This window comes from Bacillus sp. URHA0034, assembly GCF_056280405.1.
This window is the reverse complement of the sequence record NZ_JBWCDK010000002.1, coordinates 6,084,138-6,100,335: the sequence shown is the minus strand read 5'-3', so window position 1 is coordinate 6,100,335 and position 16,198 is coordinate 6,084,138. Positions and strand designations below refer to the sequence as shown.

Sequence of the window (16,198 nt, the reverse complement as noted above, 5' to 3'; positions counted from 1 at the left end):
ATCCTTTTTATAAAACAAAAATAATCCACCCTTGAGTTAACGGCTCGGGTGGATTATCATACTAAATTAGCCGATCCCTTAGTGGGAACCGTCTATTACTCGACCGGACATGTTGCCGCATGACTGATCTTTTTTAATTTCTTCTTATTATAACTCTATTTAACAACAAAACTTAAAATAAAGGTTAGGTTGATTTTTATGGCAATTTATCCATTCAACATTAAACTAGCATCATTTGAACAGGATCAAGACGACCGCTCGTGAATGGTTATTCTTCTTCTCGTAACAGAATGGCTTCCTTTGCCATCACCGCAAGTTCAATTGTTTCAAGGGTTTTGCAATAATTATTCAAAATCTCTCCATTCAAACTGACTTCTTCATGAATATAATCCAGAACACGCCAATCCTCAAACCAATCTCCGCTCTTCGCATCTTCATGCGGGGTATTCGGCCAGGCGTATTTTAAAGGCGGGCTGTACAGCCTTAGAGCACCCTTTCTCAACACACAATTCTTGACCCGTCGCTTATAAAGGGATCGGGGAAAAGATTCATTTACATCATTATACAAATCGGGCCAATAATCTTTCCGTGAACCCGTGTGAGGGTTTTCATGCGCCCATTTCAAGACCCCCTCCAGAATATTTTCACCCTGAAAAAGAAGAGAATATAATTTTTTTCCAAATAAAATTCTTTCGTGGAGCGAAGTGAAATACCGTGAGGTGGCGCCTGCAAGTGAGGTTTTCTCCTCTTTTTCCCCTGTACAGTAGGGGAAAAGAATGTTATTGAGGCGCAAAAAATCATACATTTTAAAGCTGACCGTACCTGTTACGGTTTTCTTGAAATGATGATTTTGAATCAATCTTTTTTCCAAATAGCTTTGTTCATTGATCACCGTCGCAATCGCCAATGTATAGCTATCCCCACTGTGCCAAAAATAACGCCATATCGTTTCCATGAAGGTTGAAGTATGAAAAAAAGGTAATAGGTGGAACATTTCTTGGTTACTCCTCACACTCAGGTCATAAACCAAAAATTGAGGAAACACATCTTGAAAAATCAACCAACTGCCGTGTTCCAAAAAGGAATAAAAAGCTTTCTGATCTCTTTCAGGCAGAAGTTTCGTCAGCAATTCCCCTTTTAAATCGGTCATGTTCCATCCGACGTTTCGCGATACCATATGACCGAGAAGGGCCCAATGTATTTCAGGATGCTGAAGGTAAAACTGAAAATAAGCTTGCGTCCGTGTTACATTGTTTTGGTTCAGTTGCTTCGTCTGTTCTCTTATAAGTTGAATAAATTGTTTATCATTTTCTGATAAACAAGGAAGATGGCCGGAAGATTTAGTTTTCAGCTTTTTTTTTAATTCTTTTTTTACATCTGAGAAAGAGTTCAGCAAAAACAGCATCATCCTTTATCAACGTTCATTTTGAGTGCATCGATTATCCCCATCATTGGAATGCATATTCAGATTGCTCATGGAATATGAATACAAAGATGAATATAGGGGAGAGGATGGGTCATATGAGGCATCGGATTTATCAGGAGATGAACAGAATCGCTGATCAGTTAGTCCAGGACCAATCAGAGGACGGGGCCTGGCATTATCCTTTCGAGACCGGGATCGCAATGGACTGTAGTATGATTATCTTATTACGGACATTGGAGATAGATGATGAGGATTTCATAAAAGAATTGGTGAAACGGATTGCCGGAAAACAGCAGAAAGATGGATCATGGAAGCTGTTTCATGATGAGGAAAAGGGAAATCTGACATCCACTGTAGAGGCTTATTATGCCCTTCTTTATTCTGGTTACCGGAATCGAAAAGACCCGGAAATCCAGGCTGCAAGAAGGTTCATTTTGGCCAACGGAGGGGCTGCGGAGGTCCATATGTTTTTAAAAATCATGTTGGCCTTAACAGGACAATGTGAGTGGCCGCATTTCCCCATTAATATTGAAGTGATGCTTTTACCAGACTCCTTTCCCATCAATCTTTTTGACCTCTCCGTGTACGGAAGAGCGAACATTATCCCTTTTTTGATTCTCGCCAATACGAATTTTCGTAAGAGAACGCCTCGATCGCCCAATCTCTCCGATTTGTTTCAAAAAAAAGCTGTTCGTTTTTTTACAGAGGATCAAGCAGAAGAGGCCCGCTCGGTGATCCAATGGATTAAACAGGGGATTAAGGGTCTGAAATCCCATGTAAATCTTCGCGAATTGTCATTATATCGTGCCGAAAAATATATGCTGGACCGAATCGAACCGGACGGCACCTATTTAAATTATTTCAGCACAACTTCTCTGATGATTTTTGCCTTACTGGCGAGGGGGTATCCAACTACACATCCGGTGATTACTCGTGCCGTACAAGGATTAAAAGCGATGACCTGCCGGATAGACGGGGAACTTCACTGCCAATACACGACAGCATCGGTCTGGAATACGACTTTAATCAATTATGCCCTTCAAGAATCTGGAGTTCCCTATTCATCCAACACTGTACAAAAGGCAAATGAGTACATTCTCTCCCGTCAGCATCTCAAATACGGGGATTGGGTTATTCATGAACCGAACCTGTTACCGGGTGGTTGGGGCTTTGCGGACATGAACACAATCCACCCAGATATTGACGATACAACTGTTGCATTGAGGTCAATCCGTACGTTGGCCAAAAACCAAGTGAATTGCCGGCAGGCATGGGATCGGGGAATAAACTGGCTCATTTCCATGCAAAACAAGGACGGAGGTTGGGCGGCATTCGAAAAGAATGTGAATAAGAAATTGTTGAATTTGTTACCGATAGAGGGTGGAAAAGATTTATTGATTGATCCGTCGACAGTTGATTTAACGGGAAGGACATTAGAGTTCTTCGGAAACTATACCCATTTGGATCTTCACCATCCCATGGTGAAAGATGGGATTCGGTGGCTGTTGCGGCAGCAAAATTCAGATGGTTCCTGGGTGGGGCGATGGGGCGTGTATATTTATGGCACATGGGCGGCTGTAACGGGATTGGTTGCAGTTGGTGTTTCCCCGAATCATCCAGCGATTCAAAAGGCTCTAACTTGGTTGCGAAGTATACAGAATCCCGACGGGGGCTGGGGAGAATCCTGTAAAAGTGATATCAAAAATTGTTATGTGCCGTTGGGCGAAAGTACTCGTACTCATACCGCTTGGGCCCTTGACACACTCATCTCGGCCGCCACTGTAGTTACGCCTGAAATTGAAAACGGTGCAGCTTTTTTAGTAGATAGGAAGGAAAAAGATTGGACGACGGCCTACCCAAAAGGGAGGGGAATGGCAGGATCTTTTTATCTCAATTATCATTGTTATGAATATGTTTTTCCATTGCTAGCCCTGTCCCATTTTCAAAAATTGGCTGGTGGGCAGCTCCTAGATGCTGAGTCACATTAGGATATTAATTAAGGCTAGGTATTAAAAAAATCTCTTGCGTGACCTTTGGCATATTTTTATATCCTGTCCCATAAAATGAACAAACCAAAACAGACGGTGGTCTTAGAGAAAAGCGAAATCTTGCCAACAAAAAGGGGGTAGGCAATAGATGCTAGGGGCGCTCCACCAATTTTTGGATCTTAACCTATTAATATGGTTGTTTCCGATTATTTTTATTTTCCATGACTTAGAAGAGATCATTACGATTGAATCTTCCATGGCTGCACATAAAGACAAATATCCGAAAACTAACTTCGTTGAACAAACGTTAAGAATGAGGGAAAAACTAGGTTCAACCGCTGCCCAGCTTGCTGTTTCGGCGACATGGATTTTACTGATTATCTCATTCACTACAGTGATGACCGCCCATTTTTCATCTTACGGTGGGAGTTTTCTTTTATTTATAGCCATTCTTAATTTATTTGTTTTGCAGGCATTCATTCATATGGTTCAAACCATTATGTTTAGGGGCTACACGCCTGGCATCCTAACGTCACTGTTCCTCCTTGCCCCTTACTGCCTCGTTACATATTATTTTTTAGTCGAAGATGGACAGATGGACTGGCATTTGCTATTCACCAGTCTACCGGTTAGTTTGATCATGATTCTGGTTTTCCTAGTTGGCAATCTTTTAGGCCGTTATTTTATTCGATAACTGGTCTCAGATTTTTTTATAAAGTCATATGACCCTTTCGGAATCAAGATGTGTTTGAGTCCGTTTACTTTTCAATATTTTCGATGTTTGGTGAGCCTGAAATATAAAAATATTGTTTTGGAAGGGGAAAACGGCTTGATCGTGTTTGACCCCAAATATCGTGTTCCTGACAATCTCGGTACTGCACTGGGAGAAATGCATAAATACCGCGATGGCATTCTCAAGCGTAACACCGGTGAGAGAGCTGTTCAAGCGGTCTATATCCTCACACCGTCAACGGATGAGGCAGCTGAAGGGATGAGATTTTTCCATTCTGATTATCATGATCAATATGGCATGGGGGCAATTAAAGTAATGCCTATGGAAGAAGATGAATTTTTCCTCGGTAAGATTGTAAGAAGTGTTAGTCGCTTGTCGAGTTAGAAAGGGAAATGTTGCTTCAGGGATGAAAAGGGCGAAGGAATTTCTTTGCCAGTCATACTCGGGTGAATTTGAGTTAAAAAGGTATCTTGATGGGGTTCTTCATGAGAGAAAAAAGAAGAATAAGAGGATCAAAAAAGTAAATAAATACTGATTTTATATGAGCGGCTAACCATTTATGATTAGCCGTGTTCTATTTTATGAAATCCAACTTCACTCTATAGGAATAGTCCTGCGGGATTTTTCCGCATATTGAAAGATAAAAAGCCTAATCCTGCAGGAACCTATAGATAGACAAAAGCAAGCGCAAGTAGTGACTGAATTAAGGCAGAAATATAGTTTGTCTGAGATTTTGAAGGCCTCGTCCTTCCTAAAAGTGTCTATTACTATTATCAAATGAAAGGTAAGATCAAAACCACGGAAATGAAAACTTCAAACTGTCGTAAATCCATGAAAATCCTCCAACCTTAACTAATCCCACTCTTAATCGTAAATTGAGATTTCTCTCATCCAAAATTTGAATTTCAAGAAAATTCATTATTATCTTATTATTAAAAAGGAAGTAAATAGTTTATAAAAAAAGGAGGTATCACATTGAAAATACTAATCTATTAACCAAACAATCATGGTTATTGAGTCTGGTACATGATTCCTACGGGCAGTAGGAGTCAGTGAAGCGAATAACCATGTGGCAGATCAGACGCTGTTCGAAATTGTATATGTACCGGGCGTTAACCGGTTAAATTAGCTTTGGAGACTCACACCGGATTGGGACATGAATATGTGAAAACATATAATCCGGGACTAGCCAAAAAGCTGGAAGCAAAATTCTATCAGCTGAGCAAGCAAAGATTTTAGAAAATATGTAAAAGGGGAAAGGATTTCGTCTTTAGAAGGATATTTTTGAAACCGCTATCATTTAAAAATAAAAAGAGGTGCCCTATGAAATACATTAACGTCAACGAACAAATTGACAAAGCGAAATTCAATCCGTTCTTCTTTACCGTTTTCCTTTGCGGTCTATTCATCATCATTTTCGATGGATACGATTTGAACATTTTTGGTGTGGTGATGCCGGTTTTAATGAAGGATACCGGTTTGAATCCAACACAATCCGGATTGCTTGTAAGCTACGGCTTGTATGGCATGATTTTCGGTTCGATTTTCTTCGGCTGGCTCGCCGATAAAATTGGGAGAAAGAATGTCATTATGTTATGCATCGCCATTTACTGTATCTTTACCGGCTTTGCTGGAACCGGTCATTCTCTAGTGACCTTTGCAATCTGCCGGGTTATCGCAGGTATGGCACTTGCTGGTGTGACGCCAAACGTGCTCGCGCTTGTTTCGGAATATTCCCCACTCTCAAGCCGCGCAACCTTAATCGGAATCACCAATATCGGGGTGCCGATCGGGACGATTCTTTGCACCTTGATTGGAATGTCGGTGATGCCCGCACATGGATGGCGCATCCTGTTTTTCTTTGCATTTATCCCTATATTCATGGTCGTCATAGCGTATTTTTGTCTGCCTGATTCTGTTGTTTCCATGGTGAAAAAGGGCGAAAAGAGTAAAATTCAAAAACTTCTGAGGAAAATCAACCCGGCGTTAGTTTTAAATGAAAATGATGAATACACAGTCAACGAGTTCCACAATACGGGAAAGGGAGGTCTGACGAATCTGTTTAAACATGGATTTGCAAGAAACACGACCATTTTCTGCATCATGTTTTTCATCAATTTATTCCTTCTGTTCGGCATCGGTACTTGGCTTCCGAAGTTGATGATGAATCAGGGATATAATCTAGTTTCCGGCTTATCCTTATTATTGACATTAAACCTCGGATCCTTCCTGTTTGTTCCAATAGGCGGAAAATTGGCAGACAAATTTGGTCATAAGCCAATCCTACTAAGCTACTTTTTGGTTGCGAGTGTATTGCTCTACACGGTTAGCCACAAATGGGATATTGCCGTTCTTTCCATTTTGGTCTTTATCATTGGTGGGATGATCAATGGAAACCAATCCTTATTATATGCCTATGTTGGAGTGAACTACCCGCTTAACTTCCGGTCGACAGCACTTGGCGGAATCGTTGGTTTCGGGCGGCTTGGAGGGGCTTTTGGACCAACTATCATGGGAATGCTTTTATCCGCTCATGCTTCTGTTACGGTGAATTTCCTGGTATTCGCTATACCGGCTCTTGTGGCGGGACTGGTTGTCCTGTTGACAAAAAATATGGCCAATTCGTCAAACAAAGCTAATATGAATATTGCTTATATAAACAAAAACGCATAATAATAAATTACAGATTCCCTACACGGAGACGAAAGATAAAAGAACAATATAAATCGTATTTAGCTAGACGGGGAGACCTGTCTTTTTTTTATGTCGTCCTTTGCTTCACCGATGAAGTCGTTGAATAGAATCAAAAACCATAAAAGTACCTCATTCTTAACCAAGGAACATCAAATAGTGATAGAATATTCTGTAAACAGGCAGATAATTCAAAAATAATAGAAAAGAGGATGTTTAAAAAGTGCTTCTAAAAAATAATACAACCGATTTCTCTTTGGAATCACAAATTGAATGGTGGAAAGCGATCGTTTATTCCATTAATGATGGTGTATTGGTAATCGATCATGAAGGGATCGTTAGGCTTATTAACCCGGAGTATACACAAATAACAGGAGTAACTCCGGATATTATTGGAAAGCCGTTGAAGGAATATCGTCCAGGTGCCCAATTAACTGAAACATTGATAGATCAAAAATGCCGAGTAGGAGTTTACAGAAAAACAGAGGACAGGGAATATATGGTGGATATGGCCCCTATCATCGTAAATGATCAAATAATAGGGGCTGTATCTGTTTGTAAAAGCCTGACAGAAGTCCATAAACTATCTCAAGAATTAAAGAAAAAAGGGGAAAAATTAGAGCAGCTTGAAAAAAGAATGAATTCTCTTTATCAAGCAAAATACACATTTGAAGACATTATCGGAAAAAATAGAGGATTAAATGAAGTCGTCTATGTTGCTGAAAAGGTATCTGAATCAGATTTGCCCATTCTCGTCACAGGGGAGAGTGGTACTGGAAAAGAACTGTTTGCGCAGGCGATACATAATAAAAGTAACAGATTTAGCCGGGCTTTTATCCCCGTTAATTGTGCCGCAATTCCATCATCTCTTTTAGAAAGTGAACTATTTGGTTACGGTGAGGGTGCTTTTACCAATGCTAAAAAGGGTGGTAAAATAGGGCTCTTTGAAATGGCCAATAACGGAACCATCTTCCTTGATGAAATTGGAGACATGTCCTATGACCTTCAGGCTAAACTATTAAGGGTTTTACAGGAAAAGAAAATTCGAAGAATAGGTGAAACGAGTGAAAGGAATATTGATGTAAGGATCATTGCTGCAACACACCGTGATTTAGAGCAACTTGTCAAAAAGAACCGTTTTCGTGACGACTTATTTTACAGATTAAATGTGATAAGTCTTCATATACCTCCCCTTCGAGATAGAAAAGAAGATATTCCAGACATTGTCCAATTTCTGCTTAAATCAACGGAAATCAATTTGTTACAAAACAAGTTCCCTGCCAGTTATTCCATTGAAAATCAAACCATGAATTTTTTACAGAGGTATGAATGGCCTGGGAATGTCCGTGAATTAAAGAATGTAATGGATTATGCTACTTGTATGGCGGAGGGAACAGTAATAAAGATCGATCATCTTCCCGAGATTATTACGAAAAAGAATGTCCCCTTAATCGAATCAGGTGAGTCTCCGTTAAACCAAACTTTACAAGAAGCAATGGAGGTAGCTGAAAGAAACTTTATTCAAGATACAATAAAAAGATTTGGTCATGATATTGAAGAAAAGAAAAAAGCTGCCGAAGTGTTAGGGATATCACTAGCTACTTTATATAATAAACTTAAACGCCACCAACTAAATTTCTAAACTATTAGAATTTGGTCATTTTCATTTCTAAATAATTAGAAATGGAGCAAACCTTTATTTATAGTAGAAGGCAAGGAGAAAAAATAAAACTTTGTTCTAAAATGTTAGAAATACAATTAAGAAATGAGATATTAGAGAGAGTGCACATTTTGAACGCGCTTTCTTTTTTGTTTGTGTAAAATCTTTATAAATCAAGCAATTTTATAATAAGTTCGATTATTTCAAGTTTAATAAAGCAAAATAAAATCATTTTGGCACAGTACTTGCAAGTAATTATGATAGTTAACCATTTCTAAAAGGGGGATAGGTGTTTAATCTTTTATAGCGGTGTAAATCAAAGGGGGGGTAGAATGTTAGCACTTTTAGGCTATTTAACCATTGGGGTATTTCTCTTTTTAATTATGACAAAACGTCTTTCCGTTATTATTTCGCTCGTCCTTGTGCCGATTGTTTTTGGACTTATTAGTGGAGCTGGAACTAAGTTAGGACCCATGATGCTTGAAGGGGTTCAAAAGGTTGCACCAACGGGAATTATGGTGGGTTTTGCAGTTTTGTATTTTGGACTAATGATGGATGCTGGTTTATTTGATCCCATCATTTCTCGTATGATTCGCATTGTGAAAGGAGATCCTCTAAAAGTTGTCATAGGTACAGCCATCGTCACGATGCTTGTTGCGTTGGATGGTGAAGGGGCATCTACCTTTATGATTACCATCTCAGCATTCCTCCCTCTTTATAAAAGGCTTGGGATGAATCCGCTTGTACTGTCGGGTGTTGTTGCTTTAGGAGCTGGTGTCATGAATATTGCACCGTGGGGAGGTCCAACTGCAAGAGCAATGACAGTACTTCATACTGACTCAGTTGAATTGTTTAATCCAGTTCTCCCTGCCATGCTTGGAGGGATAGCATGGGTATTATTGTCCGCATTTTGGCTTGGGAAAAAGGAGAGAGCACGACTGGGAATTATTGATATAAAGAATCAATATGATGACTTTTTGTCGGAACAAGCAGCTACTATTGAAGGAAAAAGGCCACAAATATTTTGGTTCAATGCGTTATTAACCGTATTACTGCTAATAGCACTTGTCATGGCATGGCTGCCAATGCCTGTGTTATTTATTGTTGCATTTGTGATTGCTTTACTTGTGAACTACCCAAAACTAAGTGATCAACAAGAGCGGTTATCTAATCATGCAGGAAATGTAGTGATGGTATCAACCATGATTTTTGCAGCCGGTATTTTTACAGGCATTCTTTCAGGAACAAAGATGATTGACGCTATGGCTTCATCTTTCGTTTCCATTATTCCTGCACAGCATGCAGAACTTTTACCTATTCTTGTTGCTATTACAAGTATGCCTCTTAGTCTAGTGTTTACTCCAGACGCTTATTATTTTGGCGTCCTTCCTATTATAAGTGAAACGGCTTCAAATTTTGGAATGGACTCCATTGAGGTAGGGCGTGCAGCGATTCTCGGTCAAATGACAACAGGCTTTCCTTTAAGTCCGCTGACAGCCTCAACTTTTATACTGGTTGGATTATCAGGTGTAGATTTAGGTGAACATCAGCGTTTTATTATTAAATGGGCTTTCGGAACAACGATTGTCATGACCATTATTGCATTAGCAACAGGAGCTATATCAATTTGAGGTGATAAAAAATGATTAGAATTGGATCAGGAGCAGGATTTTCAGGAGATAGACTAGAACCAGCCGTAGTGTTAGCGGAAAAAGGACAGTTAGATTATCTTGTATTGGAATGTCTTGCTGAACGGACTATTGCATTGGCCCAAAAAAGAAAACTTTCAAATCCAAATTTGGGATATGATCCATTATTAGAAAAGAGAATGGAACTTCTCTTGCCGATCATCAGTAAAAACAAGGTTCGACTTATAACCAATATGGGGGCGGCTAACCCTGTTGGTGCTGCAGAAATGGTAGTAAAGATGGCTAAAAGTCTAGGAATCTCCTTAAAAGTCGCAGCCGTTACGGGAGATGACGTACTGACTCACATCCAATCTAATGATAAAACATTGGAGACAAATACCGATCTTTCCAACTATCAGCCGTATATCTCTGCAAATGCCTACTTGGGAGTAGAGGCTCTATTACCTTCGCTGGCATCTGAAGCTGATATTATCATTACTGGAAGAGTCGCCGATCCCTCACTCTTTGTTGCTCCTATGATTTATCATTTTGGCTGGTCTCTAGATCATACGGATCGGATAGCGCAAGGAACTGCTATAGGTCATTTGTTGGAATGCGGGGGTCAGATTTGCGGAGGGTATTTTGCAGACCCTGGTAAAAAGGAAGTCCCGAATTTGGCTCATTTAGGATTTCCATATGCAGATGTGGCACCGGATGGAAGCGCTATAATAAGTAAAATAGAGGGAACTGGAGGAATCATTTCTTTAGCAACAGCGAAGGAACAGCTTTTGTATGAAGTAACGAATCCAAATGAATACATTACTCCCGATGTAGTGGCTGATTTCGCAACCGTTCATTTAAAAGAAATAGGACCGAATCAAATTGCTGTTTCAGGATGTACCGGAAAAAAGAAACCTGAGAAACTGAAGGTAAGTGTAGGCTACCATGCCGGCTTTATAGGGGAGGGAGAAATTTCCTATGCAGGGTCAAATGCCTTAGGAAGGGCAACGCTCGCAGGAGAAATCATCCACGAACGACTGAAGAATGATTTTACTGAACTTCGAATCGATTATATCGGCAGTTCTTCGGTTCATCGGACCTGTTTTGGTCAGAAGGAGTCCCCCTATGAGATTCGTTTGCGAGTTGCGGGTAGAGCCGAGACCAAGGAGAAGGCGTTAAGAATTGGTGACGAAGTAGAGGCACTTTATACAAATGGCCCAGCTGGTGGCGGTGGAGCCCGAAAGTATACAAATGAAATCATTGGTATTGTGTCAACCTTATTACCAAGAGAAAAAGTTAAACCGTCAATGGTTATTAGGGAGAGTATAAAAAGTGAAGAAAAAATTATATGAATTAGCTCATAGTCGTGCTGGTGACAAAGGAAATACGCTAATCGTATCGATTATTCCCTATAATGAAGCGGATTACCCATTATTGTGTAAAAGAATCAGTTCCGAAAAAGTAAAAGACCATTTAAAAGATGTAGTGGAAGGGACTGTTATTCGGTATGAGGTTCCAAATATTGCAGCCCTCCAATTTGTATGTCAGCAAGCCCTTCTTGGAGGGGTGACGACTTCATTAAGCACCGATACTCATGGGAAAAGCTTGAGCTATGCATTGTTGGAGATGGAGATAGATTGGTAGATATAAACACGAAAAAGGGAGGAAGCAAAATAATATGTTAAAAAAATTAACCAATATCATTATACTGACCTTTCTTATTATTCCTGCATTCACCGTAACAGCCTTTGCTAAAAATGATGAAAATAAAGGAAATGTCGCTCCCCCGATCTCTTCATTACCGGAAGGGGCTTATTATAAGGAGCAAACCGTCATCCTAAGTTCTTCGACACCAGGTGTAACTATTTACTATACACTTGATGGAAGCACACCTACAAAGAGTAGTTTCTTATACACTACCCCCTTTCAAATACAAGAAGATACGACAATTAAAGCCATTGCTATTAGAGGGGATGTCAGCAGTAAAGCTTTAACCGTTAGTAAGGGGAATATTACTAGTGAAATCGCTACTTTCACTTATACTTTCGAAACTAGAGAATCCATTGCTTCGAAATTCCTAAGTTTCACCTATGACTCTATGCCATATCGACTTTATGTTCCTGAAAACTACGATCCACACAGGGCTTATCCTCTTGTTTTATTTTTACATGGTGGAGGAGAACGGGGTAATGATAATATAAAGCAGTTAACAGCTAATGATGGGGCCGTTATCTGGGCGGCACCGGAAAATCAAGCAAAACATCCTGCTTTTGTGTTGGCCCCTCAAGCACGAAATGTACCGGATGGAGGATTTACGGTCACACGGGATTCTAATAACATAGTTAATTTAAGCCGAGTTTTTGAGTTTTCAACCGATTTACAAAAGGCATATAATATCTTCCAACATGTGAGACAAAACTATAATATTGACTCTAATCGTTTATATTCCACTGGCTTATCCCAAGGGGGATTTGGTACATTTAATTTAAATATCGCTTACCCTAATCTATTTGCTGCAATGGTTCCTATAGCAGGCGGGGCTGATCCAGATAAGGTATATGTACTTGCTAAGAAACCAATCTGGGCCTTTCATGCAGAGGATGACCAAGTCATTCCTGTTTCCTTTTCACGAAATGCTATAGAGGCGATTAAAAATGCTGGAGGAACCCCTAATTATACTGAATACCCAGCTGAGATGAAGTATAACCATGGATCATGGGTACCTGCTTATGAGAATAAAGAGATGATTGAATGGGTATTTAATCAAGTTAAATCTTCAAATTAATTTTAAATATTATTATCCATATGGCAAGTTTGTTTGTTCCATTAGGAGGAAAATTGGCAGACAAATTTGGTCATAAGCCAATTCTAGTAATCTACTTTTTGATCGCGAGTGTATTGCTTTACTCGCTTAGCTTCAAATGGGATATTGCCGTTCTCTCCATCTTGTTCTTTATCATCGGTGGTATAATCAATGCGAATCAATCCTTATTATATGTCTATGTAGGAGTGAACTACCCGCTTAACTTCCGTTCGCACAGCAACTTGGCGATCATTCCTAACACGCAAACAAGCATCGGTTTTCAGCACCGATGCTTTTTGCGTTTAGTAAAAAAAGAGATGTTAATTTTACAACATCTCTTTTACTTTCATTAATTGTTATTTTTAGACTCTAATTTATATATAGATATTCTGAAAGGAAGCTTTAGTTATAGAGTGGGGATTGTTGCCGCATCTCATGATCTTTTGCAAAAAGCAGGTTAATCCAATATGATAGTGTGTAAGAATAATATTAATAGGCGATCCCTACACGTGATTTAATATACTCGCTTGCTTTTATCTGGTTAAATGTAAAATCAGCTGTATCCTGTACCGATATTTCAGCTCCACCCTCCGGTAAAAAATTTCGTTCTATTCGATATTTGCCTAGCCTTTCTCCATCCGGCAAATACGTAGGACAGACAATTGTCCAATCGAGGCTTGATTGTTTGAGCATATCGTAAACTTTATGATGTTCTTTCGCTGCACGGGTTGACCTCTGCCTTGATTCACCTGATTGATAACGCAGAGAATTAGGCATCGTTCTACTTTGGAGAATACCCGCCGTTCCTATCGTGATGATTCGTTTTATCCCTTCGTTTTCCATTGCTTCGATTATAAGTGGCATACTTTCTGACAGAGTGGTTGTCCCGTCCGTATTTAGTGCACTAATCACAACATCAATCCCATGCATGGCATGTACGATATCATCTTTATTTAAAACATTCCCTTCAAAAATCGTTAAATTTTTGATATTTATTTGAATTTTCTCTGGTGTACGAACTAATATCGTAACATGATGCCTGTCATCAAGGGCATTTGTCACTAGTTGACTTCCAACTCGTCCCGTTGCGCCTAAGATTAAAATATTCATATGAAAGTGGCTCCTTTTTGTCGTTGTTGTATTTTACTATAAAAGTTAGTGTATTGTCTTGTTCAACGTAAGGGGCAGCATTCCTGTAATGTAGGAAACTTTTTCATTTTCCAATCGTATAAAGGATAACATAAATATGTTTTGAGAGCTGTATTGATGGATTACGGATAATCGAGTCAAGCTCTTTTACTTGAGTCCCACTTAGTAAGATAGAAGGGAGATGTACCCTCATGCAACGGATAAAATTTATGATTAAAGTGTTTCTCCATGAACCGTTGTGGTTTAAAATCCTTATTTCTATCACTTTTCTTGCTTCGATTATTTTAAGCAGTTCATTTTTTTCAAATCATACTTACTTACGAAGTGGTTCTAAATTCGCAGCGGCTATCTTCTTTTGTGCTTACGCTATTAAATTCAGGAGGAATTTTAAAACGGCTTTACTTTTTTATGCTTGTTCTGTTTTATGTATTTTCCTATCCATTAGGTTATTATTCTAGTTTTCGTATGTAAAAGATGAAGATTAATAGACTTTCTATAAACCGGGGCGATTGTTCAATAGTGCAGTCGCTTTTCTTGTTCCGATAGGTGGTTTAGTTGAATAATGACCCCAGCGTCTGAATATTACAATAGAAGGAAATCCAATACAACGGGAGTGTTGTACCTTGAATATACTGGTCACAGGTTCGTCAGGACAACTAGGTTCCAATTTGATTAAGCAGCTAAACGGTTCTGATTATCAAGTTAAACTAACTTCAAGAAAAAAACCCGAAGGAATCGGACATTTGGAGTGGGTTTATAGCGATTTATTGACTGGTGAAGGCATTGAGGAAGCAATTAAAGATGTAGATGTCATCATTCACGCAGCAACAAGTCCGATGAAAAATTCAAAAATTGTAGAGGTTTCAGGTTTTAAGGAGTTTATAGGGAAGTTGCATCACATAAAACATTTTATTTATCCGTCCATTGTTGGAATCGATGAAATACCCTTTAAATATTATCAACAAAAATATGAAGCAGAAAATTTGTTAAAAAATAGTTCGATCCCGCATACCATTGTTCGAGCCACCCAGTTCCACCATTTTGTAGAAAATATATTTATCTCAAAACCCCTATTTAAAAGATATATTGTTCCTGGAAACGTTAAATTTCAAAGTGTCGATGTTAGTGAATTTGCCAATCATCTCATCGGTTTAGTGGATAAAAATCCACAAGGAAGAGCAGATGATTTTGCTGGGCCAGATATTATGACTTTAAGAGAAATGGCTGAACTGAAAATCAACAAAAATAATGAACCAAATAAAGTTTTAAGCATTTCTTTACCAGGAAAACTGTACAAATCTTTCTCTGAGGGAAAAAATACTAATCCTATACGAAAAATGGGAAACATTACATTCGAGGAATATCTACTTAAAAGAATGGTTTAAAGAGATTGTAAGGGCAGGTTGCGAGGCAACCTTTTTTTATTCCCTTAAAGTATGTAAAATCACTTCACTTCAACTAACTGGAAGGATTGTGGAAGAAGGTATTTGTAATCGAATAGTGAATCATTAGTGATATATACAAAAAATGTAAAAAAAGATTTTGAGTTAATTAATACAAAGGAGGCATCAAATTGAGCGAACTTAAACTGATTAATACTTATAAGAACGAACTTCAAAAGTACTCATTGGTACAGTTAAGATATATATCTGAAGAAGGGGTTTGGTCTATTGGGCAAATGTATGACCATTTAATCCTTGTTGCCCATGAGTATCTAGATAATGTGGAAACATGTGCTAGCTTAAATGATGAACAACTCCTTGGAAAAACGGAGTTTGGTGAGCATTTATATAAGATCGGAGGGTTTCCGCCAATTAAAATTAAATTACCCGATGAACTAAATACTGCACCTAATAATTCGGATAGCATGGACGATCTTATCAGCAGAATGAATCAATTAATTAAAAGGTTGAGCCAATGGGAATCGAAAGTAGATGGTATAAACGCAAATTATAAAGTCGTGCATGGAGGATTCGGCTGGCTGAATGCAAGAGAATGGGTTGATTTGGTTGGTATGCATTTTCGTCATCACTTGCGCCAAAAAAATGAGTTAGAACAAAGACTTGTTAAATAACTGGTGCGATTGTTCTATAAGAACGGCCGCATTTCTTGTTCCGCTT

The 16,198-nt window shown here is 38.9% G+C and carries 14 protein-coding genes; 12 read left to right on the top strand and 2 right to left on the bottom strand.

All coding sequences use genetic code 11. The annotated features are described in order from the left end of the window. Positions 1 to 268: 268 nt before the first annotated feature. Positions 269 to 1,405, bottom strand: coding sequence for a DUF2515 family protein (locus ACZ9EE_RS31740; RefSeq protein WP_476033174.1), 1,137 nt, complete (start codon positions 1,403 to 1,405; stop codon positions 269 to 271). 116 nt (positions 1,406 to 1,521) lie between these two features. Here ACZ9EE_RS31740 and shc point away from each other — a divergent pair, with 116 nt between their 5' ends. The 10 genes from shc (at position 1,522) to ACZ9EE_RS31690 (ending at position 13,282) form a co-directional block, all read left to right on the top strand. Continuing rightward, the gene (gene shc / locus ACZ9EE_RS31735; RefSeq protein WP_476032609.1) at positions 1,522 to 3,414 is read left to right on the top strand and encodes a squalene--hopene cyclase; all 1,893 of its coding nucleotides are present in this window, start codon (positions 1,522 to 1,524) and stop codon (positions 3,412 to 3,414) included. Between the two features lie 148 nt (positions 3,415 to 3,562). Then, positions 3,563 to 4,108, top strand: a complete 546-nt coding sequence (locus tag ACZ9EE_RS31730) for an HXXEE domain-containing protein (protein ID WP_476032608.1) — start codon at positions 3,563 to 3,565, stop codon at positions 4,106 to 4,108. Positions 4,109 to 4,198: 90 nt separating this feature from the next. Continuing rightward, positions 4,199 to 4,531 (top strand): nuclease domain-containing protein, encoded by a 333-nt coding sequence (locus ACZ9EE_RS31725; RefSeq protein ID WP_476033172.1) that lies wholly within the window; start codon positions 4,199 to 4,201, stop codon positions 4,529 to 4,531. Positions 4,532 to 5,470: 939 nt separating this feature from the next. Further along, positions 5,471 to 6,820 carry an MFS transporter gene (locus tag ACZ9EE_RS31720; protein WP_476032607.1) on the top strand — a complete coding sequence of 450 codons (1,350 nt, stop codon included), beginning with the start codon at positions 5,471 to 5,473 and terminating at the stop codon, positions 6,818 to 6,820. 241 nt (positions 6,821 to 7,061) lie between these two features. Next, entirely contained in the window at positions 7,062 to 8,480 is a 1,419-nt protein-coding gene (locus ACZ9EE_RS31715) for a sigma-54 interaction domain-containing protein (protein WP_476032606.1), read from the top strand. A 350-nt stretch (positions 8,481 to 8,830) separates the two neighbouring features. Then, positions 8,831 to 10,129 carry a CitMHS family transporter gene (locus ACZ9EE_RS31710; RefSeq protein ID WP_476032605.1) on the top strand — a complete coding sequence of 433 codons (1,299 nt, stop codon included), beginning with the start codon at positions 8,831 to 8,833 and terminating at the stop codon, positions 10,127 to 10,129. Positions 10,130 to 10,140: 11 nt separating this feature from the next. After that, positions 10,141 to 11,478: an acyclic terpene utilization AtuA family protein gene (locus ACZ9EE_RS31705; protein WP_476032604.1), complete on the top strand. Its 1,338-nt coding sequence runs from the start codon at positions 10,141 to 10,143 to the stop codon at positions 11,476 to 11,478. Beyond that, positions 11,459 to 11,770: an AtuA-related protein gene (locus ACZ9EE_RS31700; protein ID WP_476032603.1), complete on the top strand. Its 312-nt coding sequence runs from the start codon at positions 11,459 to 11,461 to the stop codon at positions 11,768 to 11,770. The genes ACZ9EE_RS31705 and ACZ9EE_RS31700 overlap by 20 nt, the downstream gene beginning before the upstream one ends. Positions 11,771 to 11,804: 34 nt before the next feature. Then, positions 11,805 to 12,911, top strand: coding sequence for a chitobiase/beta-hexosaminidase C-terminal domain-containing protein (locus ACZ9EE_RS31695; RefSeq protein WP_476032601.1), 1,107 nt, complete (start codon positions 11,805 to 11,807; stop codon positions 12,909 to 12,911). A gap of 53 nt (positions 12,912 to 12,964) precedes the next feature. Next, a complete protein-coding gene (locus tag ACZ9EE_RS31690) occupies positions 12,965 to 13,282 on the top strand; it encodes a hypothetical protein (RefSeq protein ID WP_476032600.1) in 318 nt (105 codons plus the stop codon). A gap of 136 nt (positions 13,283 to 13,418) precedes the next feature. On the opposite strand, the gene ACZ9EE_RS31685 is transcribed toward ACZ9EE_RS31690, so the two are convergent. After that, positions 13,419 to 14,039: an NAD(P)-dependent oxidoreductase gene (locus ACZ9EE_RS31685; protein ID WP_476032599.1), complete on the bottom strand. Its 621-nt coding sequence runs from the start codon at positions 14,037 to 14,039 to the stop codon at positions 13,419 to 13,421. Positions 14,040 to 14,701: 662 nt separating this feature from the next. Here ACZ9EE_RS31685 and ACZ9EE_RS31680 point away from each other — a divergent pair. Together ACZ9EE_RS31680 and ACZ9EE_RS31675 are read left to right on the top strand one after the other, a co-directional pair. After that, positions 14,702 to 15,463 carry an SDR family oxidoreductase gene (locus ACZ9EE_RS31680; RefSeq protein WP_476032598.1) on the top strand — a complete coding sequence of 254 codons (762 nt, stop codon included), beginning with the start codon at positions 14,702 to 14,704 and terminating at the stop codon, positions 15,461 to 15,463. 188 nt (positions 15,464 to 15,651) lie between these two features. Beyond that, positions 15,652 to 16,152, top strand: a complete 501-nt coding sequence (locus ACZ9EE_RS31675) for a DinB family protein (protein WP_476032597.1) — start codon at positions 15,652 to 15,654, stop codon at positions 16,150 to 16,152. Positions 16,153 to 16,198 lie beyond the last annotated feature (46 nt).

Bases quoted from the DNA above. Each gene is read 5' to 3' on its own strand.
- shc (WP_476032609.1), top strand. From the start codon at position 1,522: ATGAGGCATCGGATTTATCAGGAGATGAACAGAATCGCTGATCAGTTA.
- ACZ9EE_RS31695 (WP_476032601.1), top strand. From the start codon at position 11,805: ATGTTAAAAAAATTAACCAATATCATTATACTGACCTTTCTTATTATT.
- ACZ9EE_RS31740 (WP_476033174.1), bottom strand. From the start codon at position 1,405: ATGCTGTTTTTGCTGAACTCTTTCTCAGATGTAAAAAAAGAATTAAAA.
- ACZ9EE_RS31705 (WP_476032604.1), top strand. From the start codon at position 10,141: ATGATTAGAATTGGATCAGGAGCAGGATTTTCAGGAGATAGACTAGAA.
- ACZ9EE_RS31710 (WP_476032605.1), top strand. From the start codon at position 8,831: ATGTTAGCACTTTTAGGCTATTTAACCATTGGGGTATTTCTCTTTTTA.
- ACZ9EE_RS31720 (WP_476032607.1), top strand. From the start codon at position 5,471: ATGAAATACATTAACGTCAACGAACAAATTGACAAAGCGAAATTCAAT.
- ACZ9EE_RS31730 (WP_476032608.1), top strand. From the start codon at position 3,563: ATGCTAGGGGCGCTCCACCAATTTTTGGATCTTAACCTATTAATATGG.
- ACZ9EE_RS31685 (WP_476032599.1), bottom strand. From the start codon at position 14,039: ATGAATATTTTAATCTTAGGCGCAACGGGACGAGTTGGAAGTCAACTA.